This is a genomic window from Thauera humireducens, assembly GCF_001051995.2.
Classification (GTDB): Bacteria; Pseudomonadota; Gammaproteobacteria; order Burkholderiales; family Rhodocyclaceae; genus Thauera; species Thauera humireducens.
Genome location: NZ_CP014646.1, coordinates 1,549,974 through 1,570,694 on the forward strand (window position 1 = coordinate 1,549,974; position 20,721 = coordinate 1,570,694).

The following is a 20,721-nucleotide window of genomic DNA, read 5'->3' on the forward strand; positions in this document are numbered from 1 at the left end:
GTGACAACTCGGTCACGGCGGACCGGTGGCCGCGTATCGTATCCTTCGCTCCCTTTCTGACACGGACACGCGCAGTCGATGATGCATTCCCGGCGCACCTTGCTGCGCAAGCTCGTGGGGGGCCTCATGCTGGGAGGCATGGGCGGGCTGGGTGGCTGTACGCCAGCGCAACCGCTATCGGTCGCGAGCCACGTGTGGCCCGGCTACGAGTTCATGTTCGTCGCGCGTGACGAAGGCTGGCTCGACACCCGGCAGGTCCGGCTTGTCGAGACGGCATCGGCCACCGCATCGCTGGACGCCCTTGCCCGCCGCGACGTGGTTGCGGCCGCACTGACGCTGGACGAAGTCCTGCGCGCACGCGACCAGGGCCTGCCGCTGACCATCGTGCTGGTGTTCGACGTCTCGCTCGGTGCCGACGTCGTTGTCGCGCGGCCGTCGGTTACCGCGCTCAACGCCTTGCGCGGGGCCCGCATCGGTGTCGAGGAAACCGCCGTGGGTGGCGTGATGCTGGCGCTTCTGCTGCAGCACGCCGGACTCGAGACCAGTGAAGTGGTCCGCGTGCCCCTGCGTATCGACCAGCATGCGCAGGCCTGGCAGGATGGCCGCGTGGATGCGCTGATCACCTACGAACCGGTCGCGAGCACCCTCCTCGCCGGCGACGCCCACCGGCTGTTCGACAGCCGGCGCATCCCCGAGACCATCTTCGACGTTCTGGCTGTGCACCATGACTGGCTGGACGTTCACCGCAAGGCCCTGACCCACCTCATCGCCGTCCATTTTCGCGGACTTCATGCATTGCAACGCAACCCGGGCGACACGGCCTTCCGTCTCGCTCGCCGCCTCGGCCTGCCCGGGCAAGCGGTCATGCCCACCTTCCGTGGATTGTCGCTGCCAGGCATCGACGCCAACCGCGCCTATCTCGACCCCAGCGATTCGCGCCTGCGCGATGCAGCCCGCCGTGTCTCCGACCTGATGCTCCGATCTGGCCAACTGGGCCAGCCCGCGTCGCTGGACGGCCTCACGACGCCCCGCTTCCTGCCGGCCGGGGTGCGTCCATGATGCGGCGCGGGCTCCTCCTCCTGCTCGCTGCCATCACCTTCGCGCCGGGCGCCTGGGCTGGCGAGGTCCTGACCCTGGGCGTGCTCAGCTATCGTCCCAAGGCGATCATGCAGCGCACCTGGCAGCCGCTCGCGAACTACCTCACGCAGGCCGTGCCTGGCCACGAGGTTCGACTGCGCGTCCTGAACCCGGCCGAGATGGAAGGTGCGCTGCAACGCCACGAACTCGATTTCGTGTTCACGAACCCGGCGCACTACATCAGCCTGCGCTCCGGCAACCTGCTCTCCGGAGCGCTCGCCACCGTGGTCCGTGCCGAGAAGGGTCACATCGTGCCGGCCATCGGCGGTGTCATGATCGTACGCGACGACCGCGACGACATCACGACCCTGCGCGACCTCTACGGCAAGCGCGTGGCGACGCCGGCGCCCAGTTTTCTCGGTGGCTACGTCTCGCAGGCGTTCGAGATTTTCGATGCCGGTCTCGACCTCGACCGCATCCAGTTCGAGTCGAGCGCCCAGTTGCATGACCGAATCGTCGATGCCGTACTCAGGGGCGAGGCGGACGCCGGCTTCGTCCGCACCGGCGTGCTGGAGGATCTCGCACGCGAGGGGCGGACCGATATCTCGCAGCTGCGCATCCTGAACCGCCAGAATCTCCCGGGCTTTCCCTACGCGCTCTCCACCCGCCTGTATCCCGAATGGCCGCTGGTGGCGTTGCCACAGGTCAACAGCGAGACGGCGCGCGTGATCGCCGCCCGCCTGCTCAACCTCGAGGCGGACGACCCGGCCGCCATCTCCGCCGGCATTCACGGCTTCTCCATCCCCGCCGACTATGCCCCGGTCGAATCGGCGATGCGCAGCCTGCGCGCGCCTCCGTTCGACCAACTGCCCGAGTTCACCTGGCAGGACGTCTTCGACCGCTACCAGCCCGTCGTGATCTCGCTCCTCGGCGCCGGCTGCATCATCCTCGCGCTTGCCATCGGGCTCGCCCGACGCAACCGCCAACTGGACCGGTCCAACCGTCAGGCCCGGCATCTGGCGGTGGCGATGAAGCTCGAGCGCGAGCGACTGGACAACGTGATCGCCGCCACACAGGTCGGCACCTGGGAGTGGACGATCCCGACCGGCGAACTCCAGATCAATCGGCGCTGGGCCGAGATGCTGGGCTACACCCCCGAGGAGCTCGCCCCCGTCACCATCGAGACCTGGCACAGGCTCACCCACTCCGACGACCAGATCGCCATCAAGCGCAAGCTGCGGGCCCATTTCGCCGGCGAGGTGCCGGGTTTCCGCCACGACATCCGGATGCGGCACAAGGACGGACACTGGGTCTGGATCCACTCCTGCGGCAGCGTGATCACCAGCGCACGCGACGGCTCGCCGCAGCTGATGGCGGGCACGCATGAGGACATTACCGAGCGCAAGCAGTCGGAAGACGCGCTGCGCCTGTCTGCCAGCGTGTTCCAGAACAGCTACGAGGCCATCCTGATCACCGATGCGGACAACCGCATCGTGGACGTCAATCCATCATTCACCCGCATCACCGGCTACGCGCGCGAGGAGGTGCTGGGCCAGAACCCGTCCATCCTCAGCTCGGGCAAACAATCGCGCGACTTCTACACGCAGCTGTGGCGCAGCCTGCAGACCACCGACCATTGGCGTGGAGAGGTCTGGAACCGACGCAAGAATGGCGAGCTGTTCGCGGAATCGCTGTCCATCACCCGCGTGCTCGACGATAACGGCAGGCTCGTCCACCACGTGGCGGTCTTCTCGGACGTCAGCCGCCTGAAGGCGCATGCGGAGGAACTCGACCGCATCGCCCACTTCGATCCGCTGACCGGCGTGCCCAACCGCCGCCTGCTGGAGGACCGTCTGCGCCAGGCCATTGCTCACGCCGACCGCAGCCGCAGGCCGCTCGCCGTTTGCCTGCTCGACCTGGACGGCTTCAAGCCGATCAACGACCAGTATGGCCACGAGGCGGGCGACCAACTGCTCGTGGAGATCGTCGACCGCCTGCAGACGATGCTCCGCTCGGTGGATACCATTGCCCGCCTCGGTGGTGACGAGTTCGTGCTCCTGCTCGGAGACCTCGACAGCCACAGCGTCTTCGACCGCATCCTGGAAGCGGTCAGCGAACCCGTCCAGTTGCGCGACGACTGCGTTGCGGTGTCGGCCAGCATCGGGGTCGCGCTGTATCCGGACGACCAGGTCGATGCCGACACCCTGCTGCGTCATGCGGATCAGGCGATGTATCTCGCAAAGCAGCGCGGCCGCAACTGTGTGCAGGTCTTCGACTCCAGCGTCGAGGCCTCGCTGCGCCAGAAGCAGGAACTGCTGCGCCGGCTGGCGCAGGCCCTCGAGCAGGGCGAGTTCGTGCTCCACTTCCAGCCCAAGGTCGACATGCTCGAGCGCCGGCCGGTAGGCGCCGAGGCCCTGGTGCGCTGGAACCATCCCGAAGTCGGACTGCGCCCCCCCGCCGACTTCCTGCCTGCACTCGAAGGCAACGAACTCGAGATCACCCTGGGCGAATGGGTCATCCGCACGGCGCTCGAGCAGGTCGCCAACTGGCGCGCAGCGGGTCTCGACCTGCCGGTGGCCGTCAACATCAGTGCGCGCCATCTGCTCAAGGCGAACTTCGTCGCCGACCTGAAGGCGATGCTCGACGAACATCCGGACATCGCGCCCGACCGGCTCGAACTCGAGATCGTCGAGTCGACCGCGATCACCGACATGAATGCGGCGCTCGATGTGCTGACGGCCTGTCGTGCATTGGGCGTGCGGCTCGCCCTTGATGATTTCGGCACCGGCTACGCCTCGCTGGCCTACTTCCGCCGCCTGCCGGTCGACCTGCTGAAGATCGATCGCAGCTTCGTGCGCGACATGCTGTCCGACGCCGACGACCGCGCGATCGTGCTCAGCGTGGTCCATCTGGCCCAGGCGTTCGACCGCCAGGTGATTGCCGAGGGCGTCGAGACCATGGATCATGCCGAGGCCCTGATCGAGATCGGCTGCCGGCTCGGCCAGGGCTACGGCATCGCGCGGCCGATGCCCGCAGCGCACGTCCCCGGCTGGATCGTCTGGTACACCGCCGCAACCGGCGAGGCCGCTGCGGAGCACGGCTGACCCCCTGCCCACGCGCTTCCGAACGGAATGAAACTGCTCTCCTGGTCGCACCGCCTTGGCAATGGACATACCCTGCGCGGCCACCATTCGCCGCCATCGGGCCGACCGGTGATCCATTTCCTGCATGGCAACGGCTATTGCGGCCTCACGTATGCACCAATGCTCGAACGCCTGTCCGAACGCTTCGATCTCTTCCTGTCGGACGTGCCGGGCCATGGCGACAGCGATCACGGCGGACGCTTCCCGGGCTGGAACCATTGCGCCGAGTTCGCCCTCGAGGCCTGGCGGGCTCATCAGCCACGCTTCGGGAACGTGGACGTCCACGCGGTCGGCCACAGTTTCGGTTCGGTCCTCAGCACGCTGATGCTCGCGCGCTCGCCGGAAACTTTCAGGCGTGCCGTACTGCTCGACCCGGTGCTGTTTCCACCCGCCATGATCGGGCTGATGGCACTGTCGGACGTCGTGGGGCTTTACTCGCGCAATACGCTGGCACAGCGCGCGAGCAAGCGCCGGCACCACTGGAACAGCCGTGAGGAGGCGATGGACGGCCTGCGCAACCGCGGCATGTTCAAGGATTGGCGCGACGATGCGCTGCAGGCCTATGTGCAGCACGCGCTGCGCGACCATCCGGGCGGCGGCGTGGAGCTGAAATGCCGCCCGTCGCGTGAAGCGGAAATCTTCGGTTCGTATCCGCGCCGGCTATGGGCATCGCTGGCGCGCATCACCACGCCGACGCTCGTGCTACGTGGCGAGGACACCTACCCCTTCGCCGCACGCGCCGTGGAGCGCTGGACGCGCAGCAATCCCGTCGCGCGCCGCGCGGTGCTGCCGGGTGGGCACTGCTTCATGCAGGAAGATCCGGATCGCGCCGCAGCGGCCGTCGCCGATTTTCTGCAGGCCACCGCCTGAGCGGCGCGCCAGACGCTAGACGCGGTCGGCGCCCAACAGGGTGCGAGGCTCGATCTGCACCGTGTCACGGCCATTGGTCACCCAGACATGTCCGTCCTGGATGCTGAACTGCAGGCGCATCGTGCGTTCGGCCAGCTTCGCCAGTTCGCTGCTTGCCTCGCGCGAAACCTCGATCACACGGAGCGTCGCCTGGCGTGAAAGCTTGTCGCGCACGCCGGCCCACCACACCTCGAGCGCACGCCCGTAAGTCAGCACGACGACTTCGGTGGCCCGGCCACAGGCCTTGCGCACCCACTTTTCGTCGGGCTGGCCGACATCGATCCAGCGCTGGATGGCCCCGGTCAGATCCTTCTGCCAGAGGTCCGGCTCGTCGTCGACGCACAAGCCCTTGCCAAACGCCAGCGCGGGATCGGCAAACAGCGCGAAGCCCAGCAGGCGCACCATCATGCGCTCGTCGGTCTCGGACGGATGGCGCGCAAGCGTCAGGCTGTAGTCGGCATAGTGGCCGCGATCCATGTCCGCGATCTGGATGTCGGCCTTGAAGATCGTTGCCTTCAGCGCCATCAGTGCACCTGATCGGGCGGACGATTGGCCTGCTGCCAGGCGATCACGGCACGCGCCGCATGGGCCATCACCAGGTCGCGTTCCGCCTTCGGCAGCTCGCGCGACAGCGCCGCGAGCAATGCCTGCGTCGCTTCCTGCCCGATCCCTTCGGATGCAAGCCCGTCGGCCAGGCAGCGGATCTGGATGAACGCCAGCGCGTCGGCCACCAGGCGCCAGCCTGCAACCGGCATTTCGCGCAGCAGGCCGAGCAGACGGCTGCCGAGCTGGGTCGCGAGCCTCAGGGCCTCGCCGCGATCCTGCGTGGCGATCGACGAATGCCACAGCGCAAGATGGATGCCGCGCCGCAACTCGACCTTGAAGTCGATGGCGTTTTCCTCTGCACGACCGATGGCCTCGAACTGCTGCAGGAAGCGCGCCTCGTCCCCTTCATCGAGGCCGGTGCGCAGCGAGCCGATCAACTCGGTCAGCCCGGGAATCGCAACCAGCTCGAAGGCCTGGCTCCACGCCACGCCCCATTGATCCATGCCGGTGAGCAGCAGGGCAAGGCGCAGCGCCCGTGCCTCCTCGCCAGCCTCCGCCGCGGCCCAGTCGCTCAGCTCGCGGCGCAGTTGCTCCACCCCGCGCAGGCGGATCTCGTCGGTTTCGCCCACGCTGAGCCGAAACACGCGTGCGAACGCCTCCTGGGCCAGATGAGCAGCCTGGCGTTGCGCCTGCGCATCGACACAGGCGGCAAGAGGATCGGGGGCGAGGACGGAGTCTGGCGCAGTCATGGGTGCCGGCGTATCGGGAAAGGGGCGCACATTGTGCACAGCGCCAACCGGCTAGGCAATCGGACACCGGGCGGCCACAGCATTCAGGCGATGCTGCGCGCCCAAAGCGACGGCGAATCGGGCTCGGCACGATTCTCGCGACCATCGCGAAAATCCTGCAGCAGACGCCGCAGTGCACCGGCGTCCTCCTCCGTGAAGCCGCGCTTGAAGTCGGTCAGCAGCAGGCGCGAACGGGTCATCCAGTTGCCCGGCGCATCGTCGAGCGCGCACCACGCGGCATTGCGATGGTCGGCTTCGTGCTGGGCCAGCCACAACATCGCCTCACGTTCGCGCAGGCCGTGCAGTTCGGCGCCATGCTTGGGCAGCACGTGCGGCGTCGCGCCCACGATGCGGGGACGGATGTCCTCGGAGAAGCGGGCGACCAGCTTCTGCATCGAGAACAGCATGCGCCAGTCAGAGGCGATCACCACGCGTGCCTCTTCGAATTCGCGCACAACCGTCTCGATGAGCGGCAGGCAGCGAAAATCCTCGACCTCGCCCCAGGGATGGGTGACGCCGTCGAAGTCCATGAAGATGTATGCGTTGCGTGTCATGTTGCACTCTCAATGCCAAATAGGCGTGATGCAGCGGTTCGTTAATGCTGCATTGCAGAATATACTCCATTACAACTCATCGACGTCTGCCGCTTTCGTCACGGAACATGCGAAAGATTGTCATCGTCCGATGCTTTGATGACGGCTTGCGCAGCGCACAAAATTCCCTTTTATTGCGAGGACTATAAGCATGAATCCCATCGTCAACCTGCAGGGCAAGGTCGGTCTCATCACGGGCATCGCCAACGAGAAGTCCATTTCGACCGGTGTCGCCGAAGCCTGCGCACAAGCCGGCGCGAAGCTGGTCATCACCTACCAGAACGACAAGACCCGCGCCTTCATCGAGCCGATCATCCAGCGCCTGGGCGTGGAGGACGTGCTCCTGCTCGACGTCACCCAGCCTGAAACCATGGACGCGGTGTTCGCCGAGATCGAAGCGCGCCATGGCAAGCTCGACTTCGCGGTGCATAGCATGGCCTTCGCCAAGCGCGACGACCTGCACGGCCGCGTGGTGGACACGTCGGCCGACGGATTCGCGCTGGCGATGGACGTGTCGACTCATTCCTTCGTACGCCTGGCCAAGAAGGCCGAACCGCTGTTGGCAAAGGCTGGCGGTGGCGCGCTGGTGACGATGACCTACCTCGGCTCGGAGAAGGTCATCCCGAACTACGGCGTGATGGGCTTGTGCAAGGCCGCGCTCGAGGCCGCCACCCGCTACATGGCGGCCGAACTCGGTGCCAAGGGCATCCGCGTGAACGCCGTGTCGCCCGGCCCGCTGATGACGCGTGCCGCCTCCGGCATCGCCGGTTTCGACGGGCTGATGGCCGCTGCGGTCGAGCGCTCGCCGATGCATGCACTCGTCACGCCGGAAGACATCGGCGCGCTGACCGCCTTCCTGGTGTCGGACGCCGGCCGCCTGGTGACCGGCGGAGTCCATTTCGTCGACGCCGGCTATAACATCATGGCGTAAACATACGGAGCCGAGCCCATGATCGACCTCGCTGCAGCACGCGCCCGCATCGGCCGTGGTGGCATTCTGCTGCCGGACCCGGTTCCGGCACACCCGCTGCTCGACGGCAAGCCGGAAATCGGCCGCGGCGAGTATTCGATCGTGCTCGACAAGGGCGATGGCGAACGGGTCTACAAGATCGTCAGTTCGCCCGCCGACTACTTCCTCTATACCGCCGACGACCGCCCGTGCGGCGAGCACTTCCCGGTCATCTACGCCGACCACGGCATCATCGGCCGCGCCCATTCGGGCTATCCGCTGCATCTGATCGAGATGGAGAAGCTGTATCCGCTCGCACAGGACTCAGCCGCCGCCGACCTCGCACTGCGCCTGATCGACACCTATTGGTCGGCCTGCGAGCAATGGAGCCGCCTGGGCATGGACATGGGGCGCATCGCCCTGTATCACCTGACCGTCAATCCGCTGGCCATGACCGACAGCATGCAGCGGGCGCTCAAGGCCCTGTCGGACTTCGTCGAGGAGTACCACGTGCTGCCCGACATCCTGAACGCGAACAACCTGATGATGCGCAAGGACGGCACGCTGGTGTTCTCCGACCCCGTCTTCATCGCCTGACACCCCGGCCGTTTCGGACCACGGCCGCGCGATCCGCGTATCATTGCCTCCCCGTTTGCGCCGACGCGCGTGGAGCAACGCCATGTCCCGACACGACCACGACGAGCACGATCACCCCGCCCCGCCCCGCCCGCGCAGCGTCGGCATCGCCCGTACCGGCGACTTCGATGCGCCGGCGTTCGAGCGCGCCATCGGCGACCTGCTGCGTGCCTGTGGCATCGACGCCGCCACCTCGCACACCAGTCGCACCGCGCAACGGGTACGCGAGCTATGGCAGAAGCGCCTGCTCGGCGGTTACGACCTCGACCCTGCCGAGGTGCTGGGCGACGGCTTCGAGGACGAGCGCCGCGACATGGTCGTGGTCCGCGGCATCGCGGTACACGGCGTCTGCCCCCATCATCTGGTGCCCTTCCGTGGCGTGGCACACGTCGCCTACCTGCCGGGCGGACGCCTGCACGGTTTTGGCCGCATCGCACGCCTGGTCGATGCGATCGGCCACCGCTTCACCTATCAGGAATGGATGACGCGCGACATTGCCGACGCCTTGATGCAGCACGGCAAGGCCGCCGGCGCAGCCTGCGTGATCGAAGCCGAGCAGCTGTGCCTGCTGCTGGGCGAGGACAGGCGCGGCGACGAACGCGTGGTGACGCAGGCCTTCAGTGGCGAGTTCGAACGCTCGGCGCAGGCCCGCAACGAATTCCTGCGCGCAATCTCTGGCTGAGACCACAAGGACGGCCGCCCATGAGCTGCCCGGTGTTCAGAACAGGCTGACGACCTGCGCCCGGTGCTCGGTGAGATCCACAAGCACCACTTCGCGCCCTTCGATCACCACGGCGCCCCGGTAGCGGTCGTTACCGGTCAGCGAATACTCGAAGTCGAAACCTCGACGCAGCACCATGTGGCCGTGCTCGTCACGGGCCAGCGTGAGGCCGTGACCGACCACCGTTTCATCGAGAAACTGCAGCCCCTCCCGCAGACAGGCGCGTCGTGCGGCCTCCAAACCGGCCTCGCGCGCCTTCAGGCTGTCGAACCAGAACCAGACGATGCCACCGAGCATCAGGACCGTCAGCAGTTCGACGAAGCTCATGTCCGCAGGCCGCTCAGGGCAACATCATGCCGCGGATGGTGAAGAACAGAATCGCCGCCATCAGCGCCGACGCCGGCACCGTGATGACCCACGCAGCAGCGATCCGCATCAGCTGCGAGCGCTTCACCAGTTCGCGCCGATAGACCTTGCGCAACCCCTTGCGTTCGGTCTTGGAGAAGTGCGCGGGGTCCTCGGCCTTCTTGGAGCGCTCCTTCAGGTCCCGCAGCATCTCGCCCTTCTCTTCGATCGACGCCTTCTCGAAGCGGGCAATGAAGGCTTCGATCGCGGCGAGGTCGCCCTCGGGGTGATGCGCCTTGATCTCGGCCACCATGCGATCGTAGTTGCTCTTCAGGTATTCGCGCAGGAAGCCGACCCCGAACACGCCGCCCACGGCAATGTGCGTGGAGCTGACCGGAAGCCCCATCTGACTGGCCACGATCACGGTCAGCGTCGCCGCCATGGCGATGCAGTAGGCGCGCATCTGGTCGAGCTCGGTGATCTCCGACCCCACGGTGCGGATCACCTTGGGTCCGAACAGCGCCAGCCCGAGCGCGATACCGAGCGCGCCGACCATCATGACCCAGGTCGGAATCGGCGCCGACTTGTTCACGACGCCCGCGTTGGACACCACATCCACGATGGCGGCCAGCGGACCGACCGCGTTCGCCACGTCGTTCGAGCCATGCGCGAAGCTGAGCAGCGCTGCCGCGAAGATTAGCGGCACGGTGAACAGACGATTGACACTCTGCTTGGTGTTGGCAAGCAGAACGCCGCGCGCGCCAATAGCCCGCTTGGTGAGCAGGAACACCGGCACCGCGATGACGAGCCCATACGCCACGGCCTCACCGAAGCCGACCGTCCACACTCGGTTGAGTCCCTTCAAGATCAGATAGGTGCCGAACGTCCAGGCCATGAACGCCACCAGCAGCGGCACCATCTTGCGCGCAGCGGCGGCCATGTCCGCCTGGTAGGTGATGCTGCGCTTGACGAGGTAGAGGAAACCGGCCGCAAACAGACCGCCGAGCAACGGCGAAATGACCCAGCTTGCCACGATACCCGTCATGGTCTCCCAGTCCACGATGCTCGGCCCCGCTGCCGCCATGCCCGCGCCAAGCACGGCGCCGACGATCGAGTGCGTCGTCGACACCGGCGCCCCGACCGCCGTGGCAATGTTGAGCCACAGCGCCCCGGCGAGCAGCGCCGCCAGCATGATCCACACGAAGGTGTCGGAGTCGGTGATCAGGTCCGGGTTGATGATGCCGTTGCGGATGGTGCCCACGACCTCGCCGCCGGCGATCAACGCGCCCGCTGCCTCGAAGACCGCGGCGATGACCAGCGCTCCGGCAAGGCTGAGCGCCTTCGAGCCGACGGCCGGGCCGACGTTGTTGGCGACGTCGTTGGCACCGATGTTCATGGCCATGTAGCCGCCGACCATCGCCGCCATGACAAGGATCATTCCGCCTTCGCCGGTGCCGCGCATGGCGGCGTAGAACATGACGCCGACGATGAAGAGAAGGCCGATGCCGAGGCGGAGCATCTCGCCCCGCCCGCGATGTGTTGCGCGCTCGATTTCGCTGATGTGCTGCAGGTCCACTTCAAGTGTCCCGAAAGATACAAAGGCGCTATTGTTTCAGAAAATTGACGCGCCCCCAATCAGCTTGATGCGCCATCCGCCCCCTGCGTGCGTTGCGCCGCAGCATTGGTGCAACACCACCCTGCGGGCCTGACGGCCAGTCAGATCCGGTCGTACTTGTCCGATCGTCCGCGGGCGCGCTCGACCGGGTAGCGCTCGGCATTGAGCGCCAGCTTGCGTTGCGCCGCGGCAACAAGATCGACATCGAGCACATCGGCCAGTCGCACGAGATACATCAGCACGTCCGCCAGCTCCAGCGCGACGGCAGCTCGTGCTTCGGGCGTGAGTTCGGCGGACTGCTCGGCGGTCAGCCACTGGAAGTGCTCGATCACCTCGCCCGCCTCGCCCGACAGCGCCATGGCGAGGTTCTTGGGCGTATGGAACTGCGCCCACTCGCGCTCGGCGGCAAACGCCCGCAAGGCCTCGCGCAAGGCATCGAGCGAATCGGGCTGCGTTCGCGGCTTCATTCGATGTGATGCTCCAGGTCGAAGCCCGCCGCCTCGTCGACACCCAGCGTCTTCACCAGCCAGGGCATCATCGCCTCCAGCCGCTCGGGCAGCACCCAGGGCGGGTTGACGATGAACATGCCGCTGCCGAACATGCCGAAGCCGTCGCGCGGCGGCTGGCGGACCGCCAGGCGCACATCCAGCCAGCTGTCGGCACCGAGCTCGGCGAGACGGGCCGGCAGGGCGCGCGCCTCGGGGCGGGCCAGCAGCGGGTACCACACGGCATAGGTCCCGGTCGGGAAGCGGCGCAGCGCGTCCTTCAGGCAATCGAGCACGCGCCGGTAGTCCTCCTTGAGTTCGTAAGGCGGGTCGATCAGCACCACGGCACGGCGCGAAGGCGGTGGCAGCAGGCTCTTGAGCGCCGCGAAGCCGTCGGCCTTGCGACACTGCACTCGTTCGGTCTCGCTGGCGAAGGTGCGGTCGAGCGATTCGAAATCGGCCGGGTGCAGTTCGAACAGGCGCAGTCGATCCTGCGCGCGCGCGGCAGTCATCGCCAGCGCGGGCGACCCCGGATAGAACAGGAGCCGGCCATGCGGATTGAACTGCGCGACGGCAGCACGGTAGGCGGCGAGCGGCTCGGGCAGATCGTCGCGGCCCCACAGGCGGGCAATGCCATCGACGTACTCGGCGGTCTTGCCCGCCTGCTCGCTGTCCAGCGCATAACAGCCGCCACCCGCGTGCGTGTCGATGTAGTGCCAGGGCTTGTCCTTGCGGTTGAAATAGGACAGCAGTTCGAGCAGGACCGCGTGTTTCAGGACGTCGGCATGATTGCCGGCATGGAAGGCGTGACGATAGCTGAGCATGGGTTTTTCCGGTTGCGGCCCGAATGCTAGCACTGCACCCGGCCGTGCGCTAAATCCTGCGTCAGATCAGCCACATCGCCGCGCTTGCCGCGGTTTGCACCACGGTTCGCACTTGATATGATGCGCCCCCCGAAAGCCGGCTCACACCGGTATGCATAGACAGCGAGAACAAGCATGAGCATCTACGCCCTGGGCGACCGCACGCCGCGCTTCGGCGAAGGGTCCTGGGTCGCGCACAACGCGACGGTCATCGGCGCGGTCGACGCCGGCCGCGACGTCAGCATCTGGTACAACGTCGTGATCCGCGGCGACAACGACCCGATCACCATCGGCGAAGGCAGCAACATCCAGGACGGATCGGTGCTGCACAACGACAAGGGCGTACCGCTGACCATCGGCAAGCACGTCACCGTTGGCCACATGGCGATGCTGCACGGCTGCACCATTGGGGACGGCAGCCTCATCGGGATCAACGCGGTCATCCTCAACAAGGCGGTGATCGGCAAGAACTGCATCATCGGCGCCAACGCGCTGATCCCCGAAGGCAAGGTGATTCCCGATCGCTCGCTGGTCGTCGGCTCTCCCGGTCGCGTGATTCGCGAACTGTCCGATGCCGAGATCGAGCATCTGAAGTGGAACGCGAGCCACTACGTCGACAATGCCCGTCTCTACTCCACCGAGCTGCGCGCCGTCGACCCCACCACCGTGCTCGGCACGCCATCGGCCTGATCGGCGGTGCGCGCGCCCGCGCGCGTCAGCCACACGACGGCGCCGAGAATGATGGCGCCGCCGACGATCTGCAGTAGCGAAAAGGGCTCGCTCAGGAACAACGCCGCCAGGGCGATCGTGACGACGGGCTCGAGCGTGGACAGGGTCGCCGCGTCGGCCGCGCCCAGATTGCGAATGCCGATGAAGAAGCCAAGCATCGCCACGACGGTGCACACCACCGCGATCGCGACCACCGCCGTCCAGGCCGAAGCGCTCGCGGGAAAGGCTGGCTGCTGCCAGATCGCCAGCGCAGAGAACACGGCGGCCGCACCGATCATCACCACCGTCGCGGCCGCCAGCGGGTCCTCCTGCGTCAGCACACGACCGCCGACGAGGATGTACACCGAATAGATCAACGCAGCTGCCACACCCAGCATCACGCCCACCGCCTCACCCGCCAGGCCTCCACCGAGCGTCAGTGCCGTGCCGAAGAGGGCCGCCAGCACGGCCACGACCCGGCCGACACCCAAGTGTTGGCGCAGAAACAGCGCACCCAGCAGGGTGACCAGGAAGGGATAGAGATACAGCAGCAGCGCGACCAGCCCGGCCGACGCGTGATTGAGCGCCGAAAAGAAGCTCATCGACTGGCCGACATAGAGCACGCCGCCCATCCCGAGCAGCAGCAGGAGATTGCGCCCCCGCGGCCAGCGCCGGCGTATCGCAAGCATGAAGCAGGTCATCAGCGCCGCAGCGATCACGAACCGGAACAGCAGCACGGCAATCACCTCCGCACCGCCGGCGTACGCATAGCGGGCGAAGATCGCCATCGAACCAAAGGCGGCAGCGGAAAGGGCGACGCACGCGGCACCGAATAATCGAGGACTCATTGCACGGCCGGGGAAAGCTCGGCAGGATGCCCCGGACTCACGATGCGGTCAATCAGGTGCGCGGGGACAGGCGCCATGCCGCAATCCGCGCTTACAGCCCTCGCGCCCGGCAAGGCGCGAACTGAGGTATACCTCGCCCCAGACACATCGCTGCGCGGGCGTTTCCCGCCCTCGCCCTTTCAGGAGCCCTCCATGTCAATTTCATTCTGGCGTCGCACCGTCCTCGCCTCCGCCCTGACCGCTGCGGTCACCGTCGTCCCGGCCAAAGCCGCCCCGCCCGACGCTGCCCTGCCATCGGACCGCCCCACGATCGACCTGTCGACCGAAGCACACCTGCCCGCCCCCAACGACCTCGGGGTCGCCACCCTGTACGCCGAAAGCAGCGGCCGCGACGCCGCCGTGCTCGCGAACGACATCAACCAGCGCATCACCAAGGCGCTCGAACTCGCGCGCGGCTTCGCCAGCGTCAAGGCGCAATCCGGCGGCGTATCGACTTGGCCGGTCTATGGCAAGGACGGTCAGGGACGAATCGAATCATGGCGAATGCGATCGGAGATTCGCATCGAGAGCCGCGATCTGCCCGCACTGTCCGAGTTGATCGGCAAGTTGCAGGCGAACCTTGCGCTGTCGCACGTGGCGATGCAGCCCGCACCGGAAACCCGGCAGAAGGCGGAGGAAGAGGCGACCGTGATCGCGATCCGCAATTTCGAGCAGCGCGCCGGCCTGATCGCGGGAGCACTGGGCAAGCGCTACCGGATCGCGCACTTGTCCATCGGCGAGCAAGGCTACCAGCCGCCAATGCCGGTGCGGATGAAGGCCGCTTCAGCCATGATGGCCGAAGCCGCTGCACCGCTGGAAGGCGGCGAGAGCCAGATCGGCGTGAGCATCAGCGGACGTATCGAGCTCTTGGATTGAGGCTCGGGTGCAAGCCTGCCGGTGAAATCTTCGGCAGACCGGGGCGACTGGAGGGTGGACGCTCGCGCAAGGCTGAACTATCTTTGCGCGCATGAGTTACTTGCCACCCTCCTTCGACGTCCTGAACCCACATGCGCGGCCCGCGGTCCTTGCCGCGCTCGCTCTGTCGATTGCCGTGCTGGCCGGTTGCAGTTCCACCCCCGCGCCCATTGCACGCCCGGCTGCCGAGCCCCCGGTCACGCCGTCGCGTGACGGTACGACCTACTTCTCCCTCGAAGACGAGTCGCACGCACGTGAAATGGTGCTCTTCGCACTCGGCCTGCTCGACACCGGCTATCGCTTCGGCGGCCGCAACCCCGAGGCCGGCCTGGATTGCAGCGGCATGGTGGCGTGGATCGTGGAGAACATCAGCGGCAAGCGCCTGCCGCACAATGCCGCGCAGATAGCGGATCGCACGCGGCCGATAGAACTCAGCCAGTTGCAGCCCGGCGACCTGGTGTTCTTCAACACCATGAAGCGTCGGCATTCGCACATGGGCATCTACATCGGCGACGGCCGCTTCGTGCATGCGCCGTCGAGCCGGGGCAGCGTGCGCGTCGAACGACTGGATAGCCGTTATTTCGCACCGCGTATAGACGGTGCGCGCACCCTGGTCGCGTCGAGCTGAGCGGAGCGAGGCCCCTTTCTATCCCCCTCCCGGGCATGTTCGCCCCGGCTTATTCTTGCGGCACCTGCACGTAGATCTCGTCCGGCCGCGTCAGGCCGAGTTCGAAGCGCGCCCGCTCCTCGATCGCCTCGTTGCCCGACTTGAGGTCGCGCACTTCGGCCTCGAGGCCGGCATTGCGCTGCTCCAGCCGCAGGTTCTCTGCACGCTGTTCGTGCAGTTGTCGATCGACCTCCCACACGCGCAGCCAGCCGCCCTTCCCCAGCCAAAGCGGGTACTGCAGCAGCACGACGAGTGCGAGAAGGATCAGGATGGGCCAGCGCATGGTCGGGAAACGGTAGGCTCACGCACGACAAAGGCCGGCGGATTGCCCGCCGGCCTCGCACGTGCTTCAGCTCAGTTCAGAGACGCGTTCAACGCAGGTTGTAAAACGCGCGCTTGCCCGGGTAGACGGCGGTATCGCCCAGGTCTTCCTCGATGCGCAGCAGCTGGTTGTACTTCGAGATACGGTCCGAACGCGACAGCGAACCCGTCTTGATCTGCATCGCGCGCAGGCCGACGGCGATGTCGGCGATGGTCGAGTCGTCGGTCTCGCCCGAGCGGTGCGAGATCACCGCGGTGTAGCCTGCCAGCTTGGCCATCTCGACCGCGGCGAAGGTCTCGGTCAGCGTGCCGATCTGGTTGATCTTGATGAGGATCGAGTTGGCCACGCCCTGCTCGATGCCCTGTTCCAGAATCTTGGTGTTGGTGACGAAGAGATCGTCGCCCACCAGCTGAACCTTCTTGCCCAGACGCTCGGTCAGCAGTTTCCAGCCGGCCCAGTCGCCTTCGGCCATCGCGTCCTCGATCGAGACGATCGGGAATTTGTCGCACAGGGTCGCAAGATAGTCGGTGAAGCCCTCGGCCGTCAGCGACAGGCCCTCGCCCTTCAGCTCGTACTTGCCATCCTTGTAGAACTCGGAGGCGGCGCAGTCCAGCGCCAGCAGCACGTCCTGACCAGGCACGTAACCCGCGGCGATGATCGCTTCCTGGATCAGGTTGAGCGCTTCCTCCGTACCGGAGACGTTGGGCGCGAAGCCGCCTTCGTCACCGACGGTAGTCGGGTAGCCCTTGGCATCGACGATCTTCTTCAGGTGCTGGAAGATCTCGGCACCGCAGCGCAGGGCCTCGCGGAAGCTGGTCATCGAGACCGGCATGATCATGCATTCCTGGATGTCCAGGCTGTTGTTGGCGTGCTCGCCGCCATTGATGACGTTCATCATCGGCACCGGCATCACCATCGGGCTGGAGCCACCGAAGTAGCGGTACAGCGGCAGGCCGGCCTCTTCGGCAGCCGCCTTGGCCACGGCCATCGACACCGCCAGCATGGCGTTGGCGCCCAGGCGCGACTTGTTCTCGGTGCCGTCGAGCTCGATCAGGGTGCGATCGATGAAGGCCTGCTCCTCGGCGTCGAGACCGATGATCGCCTCGGCAATCTCGGTGTTCACGTTCTCGACCGCGCGCAGCACGCCCTTGCCCAGGAAGCGCGACTTGTCGCCATCACGCAGCTCGATCGCCTCGCGCGAACCGGTCGACGCGCCCGACGGCACGGCGGCACGGCCCATCACGCCGGATTCCAGCAGCACGTCGGCTTCGACGGTGGGGTTACCGCGGGAGTCGAGAATCTCGCGGGCGATCACATCAACGATTGCACTCATGTGTAGTCCTGTTGCTTAACGTAGGTTTGGAATCTCAGAGCGTGGTCTCGAGGAAACCCTGGCGCTTGACCAGCGCATCGATGTCCTTGAGGGTCGTCAGCAGCACCTTCATCTTCGGCAACGGCCAGGCGTTGGGGCCGTCGGAAAGCGCCTTGGCGGGGTCCGGATGAGTCTCCATGAAGAGACCCGCCACGCCCACGGCAACCGCTGCGCGCGCCAGCACCGGCACGAACTCGCGCTGACCGCCCGATGCCGTGCCCTGCCCGCCCGGCAGCTGCACCGAGTGCGTGGCATCGAACACCACAGGGCAGCCGGTGTCGCGCATGATCGCCAGCGAACGCATGTCGGAGACGAGGTTGTTGTAACCGAAGGACGCGCCGCGCTCGCACACCATGATGGTGTCGGCGCCGCCATTCGCCTCCCTGGCCTTGTCGGCGACGTTCTTCATGTCGCCCGGTGCGAGGAACTGGCCCTTCTTGATGTTCACCGGCTTGCCGCTGGCCGCCACCGCGTGGATGAAGTCGGTCTGGCGGCACAGGAAGGCCGGGGTCTGCAGCACGTCGACGACTGACGCCACGACCGGGATCTCCTCGATCGTGTGCACGTCGGTCAATACCGGCAGGCCGAGCTGCTTCTTGACCGCCTCGAGCATCCTGAGGCCGGCATCCATGCCGTGACCGCGGAAGCTCTTGCCCGAGCTGCGGTTGGCCTTGTCATAGGACGCCTTGAAGATATAGGGAATGCCCAGCTCGCCGCAGATCTCCTTCATCTGGCCGGCGATATCCAGGCACATCTGCTCGGATTCGGCCACGCAGGGGCCGGAGATCAGGAAGATCGGCTTGTCGAGACCGACTTCGAAACCGCAGAGGTTCATGCTTCGCTCCTTCAGGCTGTGGCCTGCTTGCGCGCGATCGCCGCCTTCACGTAGGCCGTGAACAACGGATGGCCCTTGCGCGGGTTGGAGGTGAACTCCGGGTGGAACTGGCAGCCGACGAACCAGGGATGGACGTCGGCGGGCAGCTCGACCATCTCGCACAGGTCGGTCACCGGCGCGCGGCCCGACACCACCAGCCCCTTGGCTTCGAGCTTGGCCAGCAGGGTGTTGTTGACCTCGTAGCGGTGACGGTGGCGTTCCATGATCTCGGCGGCGCCGTAGATGTCACGCGCCAGCGTGCCGTCCTTCAACTGGCAGAGCTGGCCGCCGAGGCGCATGGTGCCACCCAGGTCGGACTCTTCGGTGCGTTTCTCGATCTTGCCGCTGCGGTCCTTCCATTCGGTGATGAGGCCGATGACCGGGTACTTGGTGTCACGCTCGAACTCGGTCGAATGCGCACCTTCCATGCCGGCAACGTCGCGGGCGAACTCCACCACCGCGAGCTGCATGCCGAGGCAGATGCCCAGGTAAGGCACCTTGTTCTCGCGCGCATGGCGGATCGCCGCGATCTTGCCTTCGGTGCCGCGCTTGCCGAAGCCGCCGGGCACCAGGATGGCGTCCATGGACTGCAGCACGCCGCAACCGTCGCGCTCGATGTCCTCGGAGTCGATGTAGTGGATCTTGACCTTCGACTCGGTGTGCATGCCGGCGTGGTTGAGCGCCTCGATCAGCGACTTGTACGATTCGGTGAGATCGACGTACTTGCCGACGAAGCCGACATTGACCGTCTGCTTCGGATTCTCCAGCGCATGGATCAGCTTCTCCCACACCGACAGGTCTGCCGCGCGGGCGAGGATGTCGAGCTTGTGGCAGACGATCTGGTCCAGCATCTGGTCGTGCAGCATGCCCGGAATCTTGTAGATCGAGTCGGCATCGAGCACCTCGATGACCGCCTCCGGCATCACGTTGCAGAACAGCGCGATCTTGCGCCGCTCATCCACCGGAATCGAGCGGTCCGCGCGGCATAGCAGGATGTCGGGCTGGATGCCGATCTCGCGCAGCTCCTTGACCGAATGCTGGGTCGGCTTGGTCTTGAGCTCGCCGGCCGTCGGGATGTAGGGCAGCAAGGTGAGATGGATGAAGCAGGTGCCGTTGCGGCCTTCCTCGAAGCCCATCTGGCGGATGGCCTCCAGGAACGGCAGCGACTCGATGTCGCCCACCGTGCCGCCGACCTCGATGATCGCCACGTCGGCGCCCTCTGCGCCGCGCTTGACGTAGGCCTTGATCTCGTCGGTGATGTGCGGGATGACCTGCACGGTCTTCCCCAGGTACTCGCCGCGGCGCTCCTTCTTCAGCACCGACTCGTAGATCTGGCCGGTGGTGAAGTTGTTGCGCTTGCTCATCTTGGCGCTGGTGAAGCGCTCGTAATGGCCGAGATCGAGGTCGGTTTCCGCACCGTCTTCGGTCACGAAGACTTCGCCGTGCTGGAACGGGCTCATCGTGCCCGGATCGACGTTGATGTAGGGGTCGAGCTTGAGATGCGTGACCTTGATGCCACGGGACTCGAGGATGGCCCCCAGTGAGGCCGCGGCGATGCCTTTGCCCAGAGAGGACACGACACCACCGGTAACGAAGACGTATTTGGTCATGGGAACAGTGCTGCGGGAAAGCGCGATGATAACCGATCACCCCGAGCCAAGTCAGCAGCCCTTGGTCTTGCGCCCCACAAAGTGCCGACAGAGGGGCACTGCGAGGCCAGGCGCTGCCCCCTCCGCAGTGCTCCCCCTGGGCCTGTGTCGTCAGCGGATGAAGTCGCGATTGACCTCACGGAACAGCTCGGTGCCGCCGCGCTGCAACCACTCGAAGGCCACCATCTCGCGCGACACGATCTCGAGGCCGTGGCCGCGCATGCGCTCGAAGGCCAGGTCACGGTTGGCCGGATTGCGCGAGCCGGAAGCGTCCGCGACGACAAATACCTGCTTGCCCGCCCAGCGCAGATCGAGCGCCGTCTGCTGTACGCAGACATGCGCCTCGGTGCCGCACACGATGACCTGCGGACGACGCTCGACTTCGGTGCCCCGCAGGCAACCATCGGCCTGTGCCGAGAAGCACTGCTTGCCGACGTAGCGCGCGTCCGGCGTGACCGCACGCACCGACTCCAGCGTACCGCCGATCTTTTCGGGGAAATGCTCGGTCACGACGACCGGCACGCCGACGCGCGCCGCCACCTGCGCCAACCACACACAGTTGGCCGAAATCTTCTCGCTCTCATGAATGAAGGGCGCGAGCTTCGCCTGCACATCGACGATCAGCAGCACCGAGTTGTCCCGGTTCATCAGCATGGT

At 66.1% G+C, this 20,721-nt stretch carries 22 protein-coding genes; 9 read left to right on the forward strand and 13 right to left on the reverse strand.

What is annotated here, in order from left to right; genetic code table 11:
• Window positions 1–78 precede the first annotated feature (78 nt).
• The 3 genes from AC731_RS07420 to AC731_RS07430 are packed head-to-tail and all read left to right on the forward strand — an operon-like array spanning window position 79 to window position 5,090.
• Window positions 79–1,059, forward strand: a complete 981-nt coding sequence (locus AC731_RS07420; protein ID WP_053085793.1) for an ABC transporter substrate-binding protein — start codon at window positions 79–81, stop codon at window positions 1,057–1,059.
• Window positions 1,056–4,181, forward strand: a complete 3,126-nt coding sequence (locus tag AC731_RS07425; RefSeq protein WP_048702724.1) for an EAL domain-containing protein — start codon at window positions 1,056–1,058, stop codon at window positions 4,179–4,181. The genes AC731_RS07420 and AC731_RS07425 overlap by 4 nt, the downstream gene beginning before the upstream one ends.
• 27 nt (window positions 4,182–4,208) lie before the next feature.
• Complete coding sequence (locus AC731_RS07430) at window positions 4,209–5,090, forward strand: alpha/beta fold hydrolase (protein ID WP_048702722.1); 882 nt, start codon at window positions 4,209–4,211, stop codon at window positions 5,088–5,090.
• Window positions 5,091–5,105: 15 nt separating this feature from the next.
• On the opposite strand, the gene AC731_RS07435 is transcribed toward AC731_RS07430, so the two are convergent.
• The 3 genes from AC731_RS07435 to AC731_RS07445 all read right to left on the reverse strand — a co-directional run bounded on the left by AC731_RS07435 (window position 5,106) and on the right by AC731_RS07445 (window position 7,017).
• Window positions 5,106–5,654, reverse strand: coding sequence for a YaeQ family protein (locus tag AC731_RS07435; RefSeq protein WP_004260641.1), 549 nt, complete (start codon window positions 5,652–5,654; stop codon window positions 5,106–5,108).
• Window positions 5,654–6,424 (reverse strand): hypothetical protein, encoded by a 771-nt coding sequence (locus AC731_RS07440; RefSeq protein ID WP_048702720.1) that lies wholly within the window; start codon window positions 6,422–6,424, stop codon window positions 5,654–5,656. Before AC731_RS07440 ends, AC731_RS07435 begins: the two co-directional genes overlap by 1 nt.
• 83 nt (window positions 6,425–6,507) lie before the next feature.
• Window positions 6,508–7,017, reverse strand: a complete 510-nt coding sequence (locus AC731_RS07445; protein WP_004260647.1) for an HAD domain-containing protein — start codon at window positions 7,015–7,017, stop codon at window positions 6,508–6,510.
• 190 nt (window positions 7,018–7,207) lie between these two features.
• Here AC731_RS07445 and fabI point away from each other — a divergent pair, with 190 nt between their 5' ends.
• The 3 genes from fabI to folE all read left to right on the forward strand — a co-directional run bounded on the left by fabI (window position 7,208) and on the right by folE (window position 9,323).
• Window positions 7,208–7,987, forward strand: coding sequence for an enoyl-ACP reductase FabI (gene fabI / locus AC731_RS07450; RefSeq protein WP_048702716.1), 780 nt, complete (start codon window positions 7,208–7,210; stop codon window positions 7,985–7,987).
• An 18-nt stretch (window positions 7,988–8,005) separates the two neighbouring features.
• Complete coding sequence (locus tag AC731_RS07455) at window positions 8,006–8,602, forward strand: hypothetical protein (RefSeq protein ID WP_048702714.1); 597 nt, start codon at window positions 8,006–8,008, stop codon at window positions 8,600–8,602.
• A gap of 82 nt (window positions 8,603–8,684) precedes the next feature.
• The gene (folE, locus tag AC731_RS07460; protein WP_048702710.1) at window positions 8,685–9,323 is read left to right on the forward strand and encodes a GTP cyclohydrolase I FolE; all 639 of its coding nucleotides are present in this window, start codon (window positions 8,685–8,687) and stop codon (window positions 9,321–9,323) included.
• 36 nt (window positions 9,324–9,359) lie between these two features.
• Here folE and AC731_RS07465 read toward each other — a convergent pair whose 3' ends face one another.
• The 4 genes from AC731_RS07465 to AC731_RS07480 form a co-directional block, all read right to left on the reverse strand.
• Window positions 9,360–9,689, reverse strand: coding sequence for a DUF3301 domain-containing protein (locus AC731_RS07465; RefSeq protein WP_048702708.1), 330 nt, complete (start codon window positions 9,687–9,689; stop codon window positions 9,360–9,362).
• A 13-nt stretch (window positions 9,690–9,702) separates the two neighbouring features.
• A complete protein-coding gene (locus AC731_RS07470) occupies window positions 9,703–11,283 on the reverse strand; it encodes an inorganic phosphate transporter (protein WP_048702706.1) in 1,581 nt (526 codons plus the stop codon).
• 140 nt (window positions 11,284–11,423) lie between these two features.
• A complete protein-coding gene (locus AC731_RS07475) occupies window positions 11,424–11,789 on the reverse strand; it encodes a nucleotide pyrophosphohydrolase (RefSeq protein WP_004260661.1) in 366 nt (121 codons plus the stop codon).
• Entirely contained in the window at window positions 11,786–12,631 is an 846-nt protein-coding gene (locus tag AC731_RS07480; protein WP_048702704.1) for a 23S rRNA (adenine(2030)-N(6))-methyltransferase RlmJ, read from the reverse strand. Before AC731_RS07480 ends, AC731_RS07475 begins: the two co-directional genes overlap by 4 nt.
• A gap of 174 nt (window positions 12,632–12,805) precedes the next feature.
• Between AC731_RS07480 and AC731_RS07485 the strand changes: the two genes are divergently transcribed.
• Window positions 12,806–13,360 (forward strand): gamma carbonic anhydrase family protein, encoded by a 555-nt coding sequence (locus tag AC731_RS07485; RefSeq protein ID WP_004260666.1) that lies wholly within the window; start codon window positions 12,806–12,808, stop codon window positions 13,358–13,360.
• Here the strand turns inward: AC731_RS07485 and AC731_RS07490 are convergent.
• Entirely contained in the window at window positions 13,300–14,226 is a 927-nt protein-coding gene (locus AC731_RS07490; RefSeq protein WP_048702703.1) for a DMT family transporter, read from the reverse strand. The genes AC731_RS07485 and AC731_RS07490 overlap by 61 nt on opposite strands.
• 75 nt (window positions 14,227–14,301) lie before the next feature.
• On the opposite strand from AC731_RS07490, the gene AC731_RS07495 reads away from it, so the two are divergent.
• Both AC731_RS07495 and AC731_RS07500 read left to right on the forward strand, forming a co-directional pair.
• Window positions 14,302–15,141, forward strand: coding sequence for an SIMPL domain-containing protein (locus AC731_RS07495; protein WP_237266618.1), 840 nt, complete (start codon window positions 14,302–14,304; stop codon window positions 15,139–15,141).
• 91 nt (window positions 15,142–15,232) lie between these two features.
• Window positions 15,233–15,808 carry a C40 family peptidase gene (locus tag AC731_RS07500; protein ID WP_048702699.1) on the forward strand — a complete coding sequence of 192 codons (576 nt, stop codon included), beginning with the start codon at window positions 15,233–15,235 and terminating at the stop codon, window positions 15,806–15,808.
• Between the two features lie 49 nt (window positions 15,809–15,857).
• On the opposite strand, the gene ftsB is transcribed toward AC731_RS07500, so the two are convergent.
• The 5 genes from ftsB to AC731_RS07525 all read right to left on the reverse strand — a co-directional run bounded on the left by ftsB (window position 15,858) and on the right by AC731_RS07525 (window position 20,718).
• A complete protein-coding gene (gene ftsB, locus AC731_RS07505; protein ID WP_004260677.1) occupies window positions 15,858–16,130 on the reverse strand; it encodes a cell division protein FtsB in 273 nt (90 codons plus the stop codon).
• Window positions 16,131–16,218: 88 nt separating this feature from the next.
• Window positions 16,219–17,502 carry a phosphopyruvate hydratase gene (gene eno / locus AC731_RS07510; protein WP_004260680.1) on the reverse strand — a complete coding sequence of 428 codons (1,284 nt, stop codon included), beginning with the start codon at window positions 17,500–17,502 and terminating at the stop codon, window positions 16,219–16,221.
• 34 nt (window positions 17,503–17,536) lie between these two features.
• Complete coding sequence (kdsA, locus tag AC731_RS07515; RefSeq protein WP_048702696.1) at window positions 17,537–18,376, reverse strand: 3-deoxy-8-phosphooctulonate synthase; 840 nt, start codon at window positions 18,374–18,376, stop codon at window positions 17,537–17,539.
• 11 nt (window positions 18,377–18,387) lie between these two features.
• Window positions 18,388–20,025: a CTP synthase gene (locus AC731_RS07520; RefSeq protein ID WP_004260686.1), complete on the reverse strand. Its 1,638-nt coding sequence runs from the start codon at window positions 20,023–20,025 to the stop codon at window positions 18,388–18,390.
• Window positions 20,026–20,175: 150 nt separating this feature from the next.
• Window positions 20,176–20,718, reverse strand: coding sequence for a hydrolase (locus AC731_RS07525; protein WP_048702692.1), 543 nt, complete (start codon window positions 20,716–20,718; stop codon window positions 20,176–20,178).
• Between the last annotated feature and the right edge of the window lie 3 nt (window positions 20,719–20,721).

Bases quoted from the DNA above. Each gene is read 5' to 3' on its own strand.
- AC731_RS07420 (WP_053085793.1), top strand. From the start codon at position 79: ATGATGCATTCCCGGCGCACCTTGCTGCGCAAGCTCGTGGGGGGCCTC.
- AC731_RS07425 (WP_048702724.1), top strand. From the start codon at position 1,056: ATGATGCGGCGCGGGCTCCTCCTCCTGCTCGCTGCCATCACCTTCGCG.
- AC731_RS07430 (WP_048702722.1), top strand. From the start codon at position 4,209: ATGAAACTGCTCTCCTGGTCGCACCGCCTTGGCAATGGACATACCCTG.
- AC731_RS07435 (WP_004260641.1), bottom strand. From the start codon at position 5,654: ATGGCGCTGAAGGCAACGATCTTCAAGGCCGACATCCAGATCGCGGAC.
- AC731_RS07440 (WP_048702720.1), bottom strand. From the start codon at position 6,424: ATGACTGCGCCAGACTCCGTCCTCGCCCCCGATCCTCTTGCCGCCTGT.
- AC731_RS07445 (WP_004260647.1), bottom strand. From the start codon at position 7,017: ATGACACGCAACGCATACATCTTCATGGACTTCGACGGCGTCACCCAT.
- fabI (WP_048702716.1), top strand. From the start codon at position 7,208: ATGAATCCCATCGTCAACCTGCAGGGCAAGGTCGGTCTCATCACGGGC.
- AC731_RS07455 (WP_048702714.1), top strand. From the start codon at position 8,006: ATGATCGACCTCGCTGCAGCACGCGCCCGCATCGGCCGTGGTGGCATT.
- folE (WP_048702710.1), top strand. From the start codon at position 8,685: ATGTCCCGACACGACCACGACGAGCACGATCACCCCGCCCCGCCCCGC.
- AC731_RS07465 (WP_048702708.1), bottom strand. From the start codon at position 9,689: ATGAGCTTCGTCGAACTGCTGACGGTCCTGATGCTCGGTGGCATCGTC.
- AC731_RS07475 (WP_004260661.1), bottom strand. From the start codon at position 11,789: ATGAAGCCGCGAACGCAGCCCGATTCGCTCGATGCCTTGCGCGAGGCC.
- AC731_RS07480 (WP_048702704.1), bottom strand. From the start codon at position 12,631: ATGCTCAGCTATCGTCACGCCTTCCATGCCGGCAATCATGCCGACGTC.
- AC731_RS07485 (WP_004260666.1), top strand. From the start codon at position 12,806: ATGAGCATCTACGCCCTGGGCGACCGCACGCCGCGCTTCGGCGAAGGG.
- AC731_RS07490 (WP_048702703.1), bottom strand. From the start codon at position 14,226: ATGAGTCCTCGATTATTCGGTGCCGCGTGCGTCGCCCTTTCCGCTGCC.
- AC731_RS07495 (WP_237266618.1), top strand. From the start codon at position 14,302: ATGCCGCAATCCGCGCTTACAGCCCTCGCGCCCGGCAAGGCGCGAACT.
- AC731_RS07500 (WP_048702699.1), top strand. From the start codon at position 15,233: ATGAGTTACTTGCCACCCTCCTTCGACGTCCTGAACCCACATGCGCGG.
- ftsB (WP_004260677.1), bottom strand. From the start codon at position 16,130: ATGCGCTGGCCCATCCTGATCCTTCTCGCACTCGTCGTGCTGCTGCAG.
- eno (WP_004260680.1), bottom strand. From the start codon at position 17,502: ATGAGTGCAATCGTTGATGTGATCGCCCGCGAGATTCTCGACTCCCGC.
- kdsA (WP_048702696.1), bottom strand. From the start codon at position 18,376: ATGAACCTCTGCGGTTTCGAAGTCGGTCTCGACAAGCCGATCTTCCTG.
- AC731_RS07520 (WP_004260686.1), bottom strand. From the start codon at position 20,025: ATGACCAAATACGTCTTCGTTACCGGTGGTGTCGTGTCCTCTCTGGGC.
- AC731_RS07525 (WP_048702692.1), bottom strand. From the start codon at position 20,718: ATGCTGATGAACCGGGACAACTCGGTGCTGCTGATCGTCGATGTGCAG.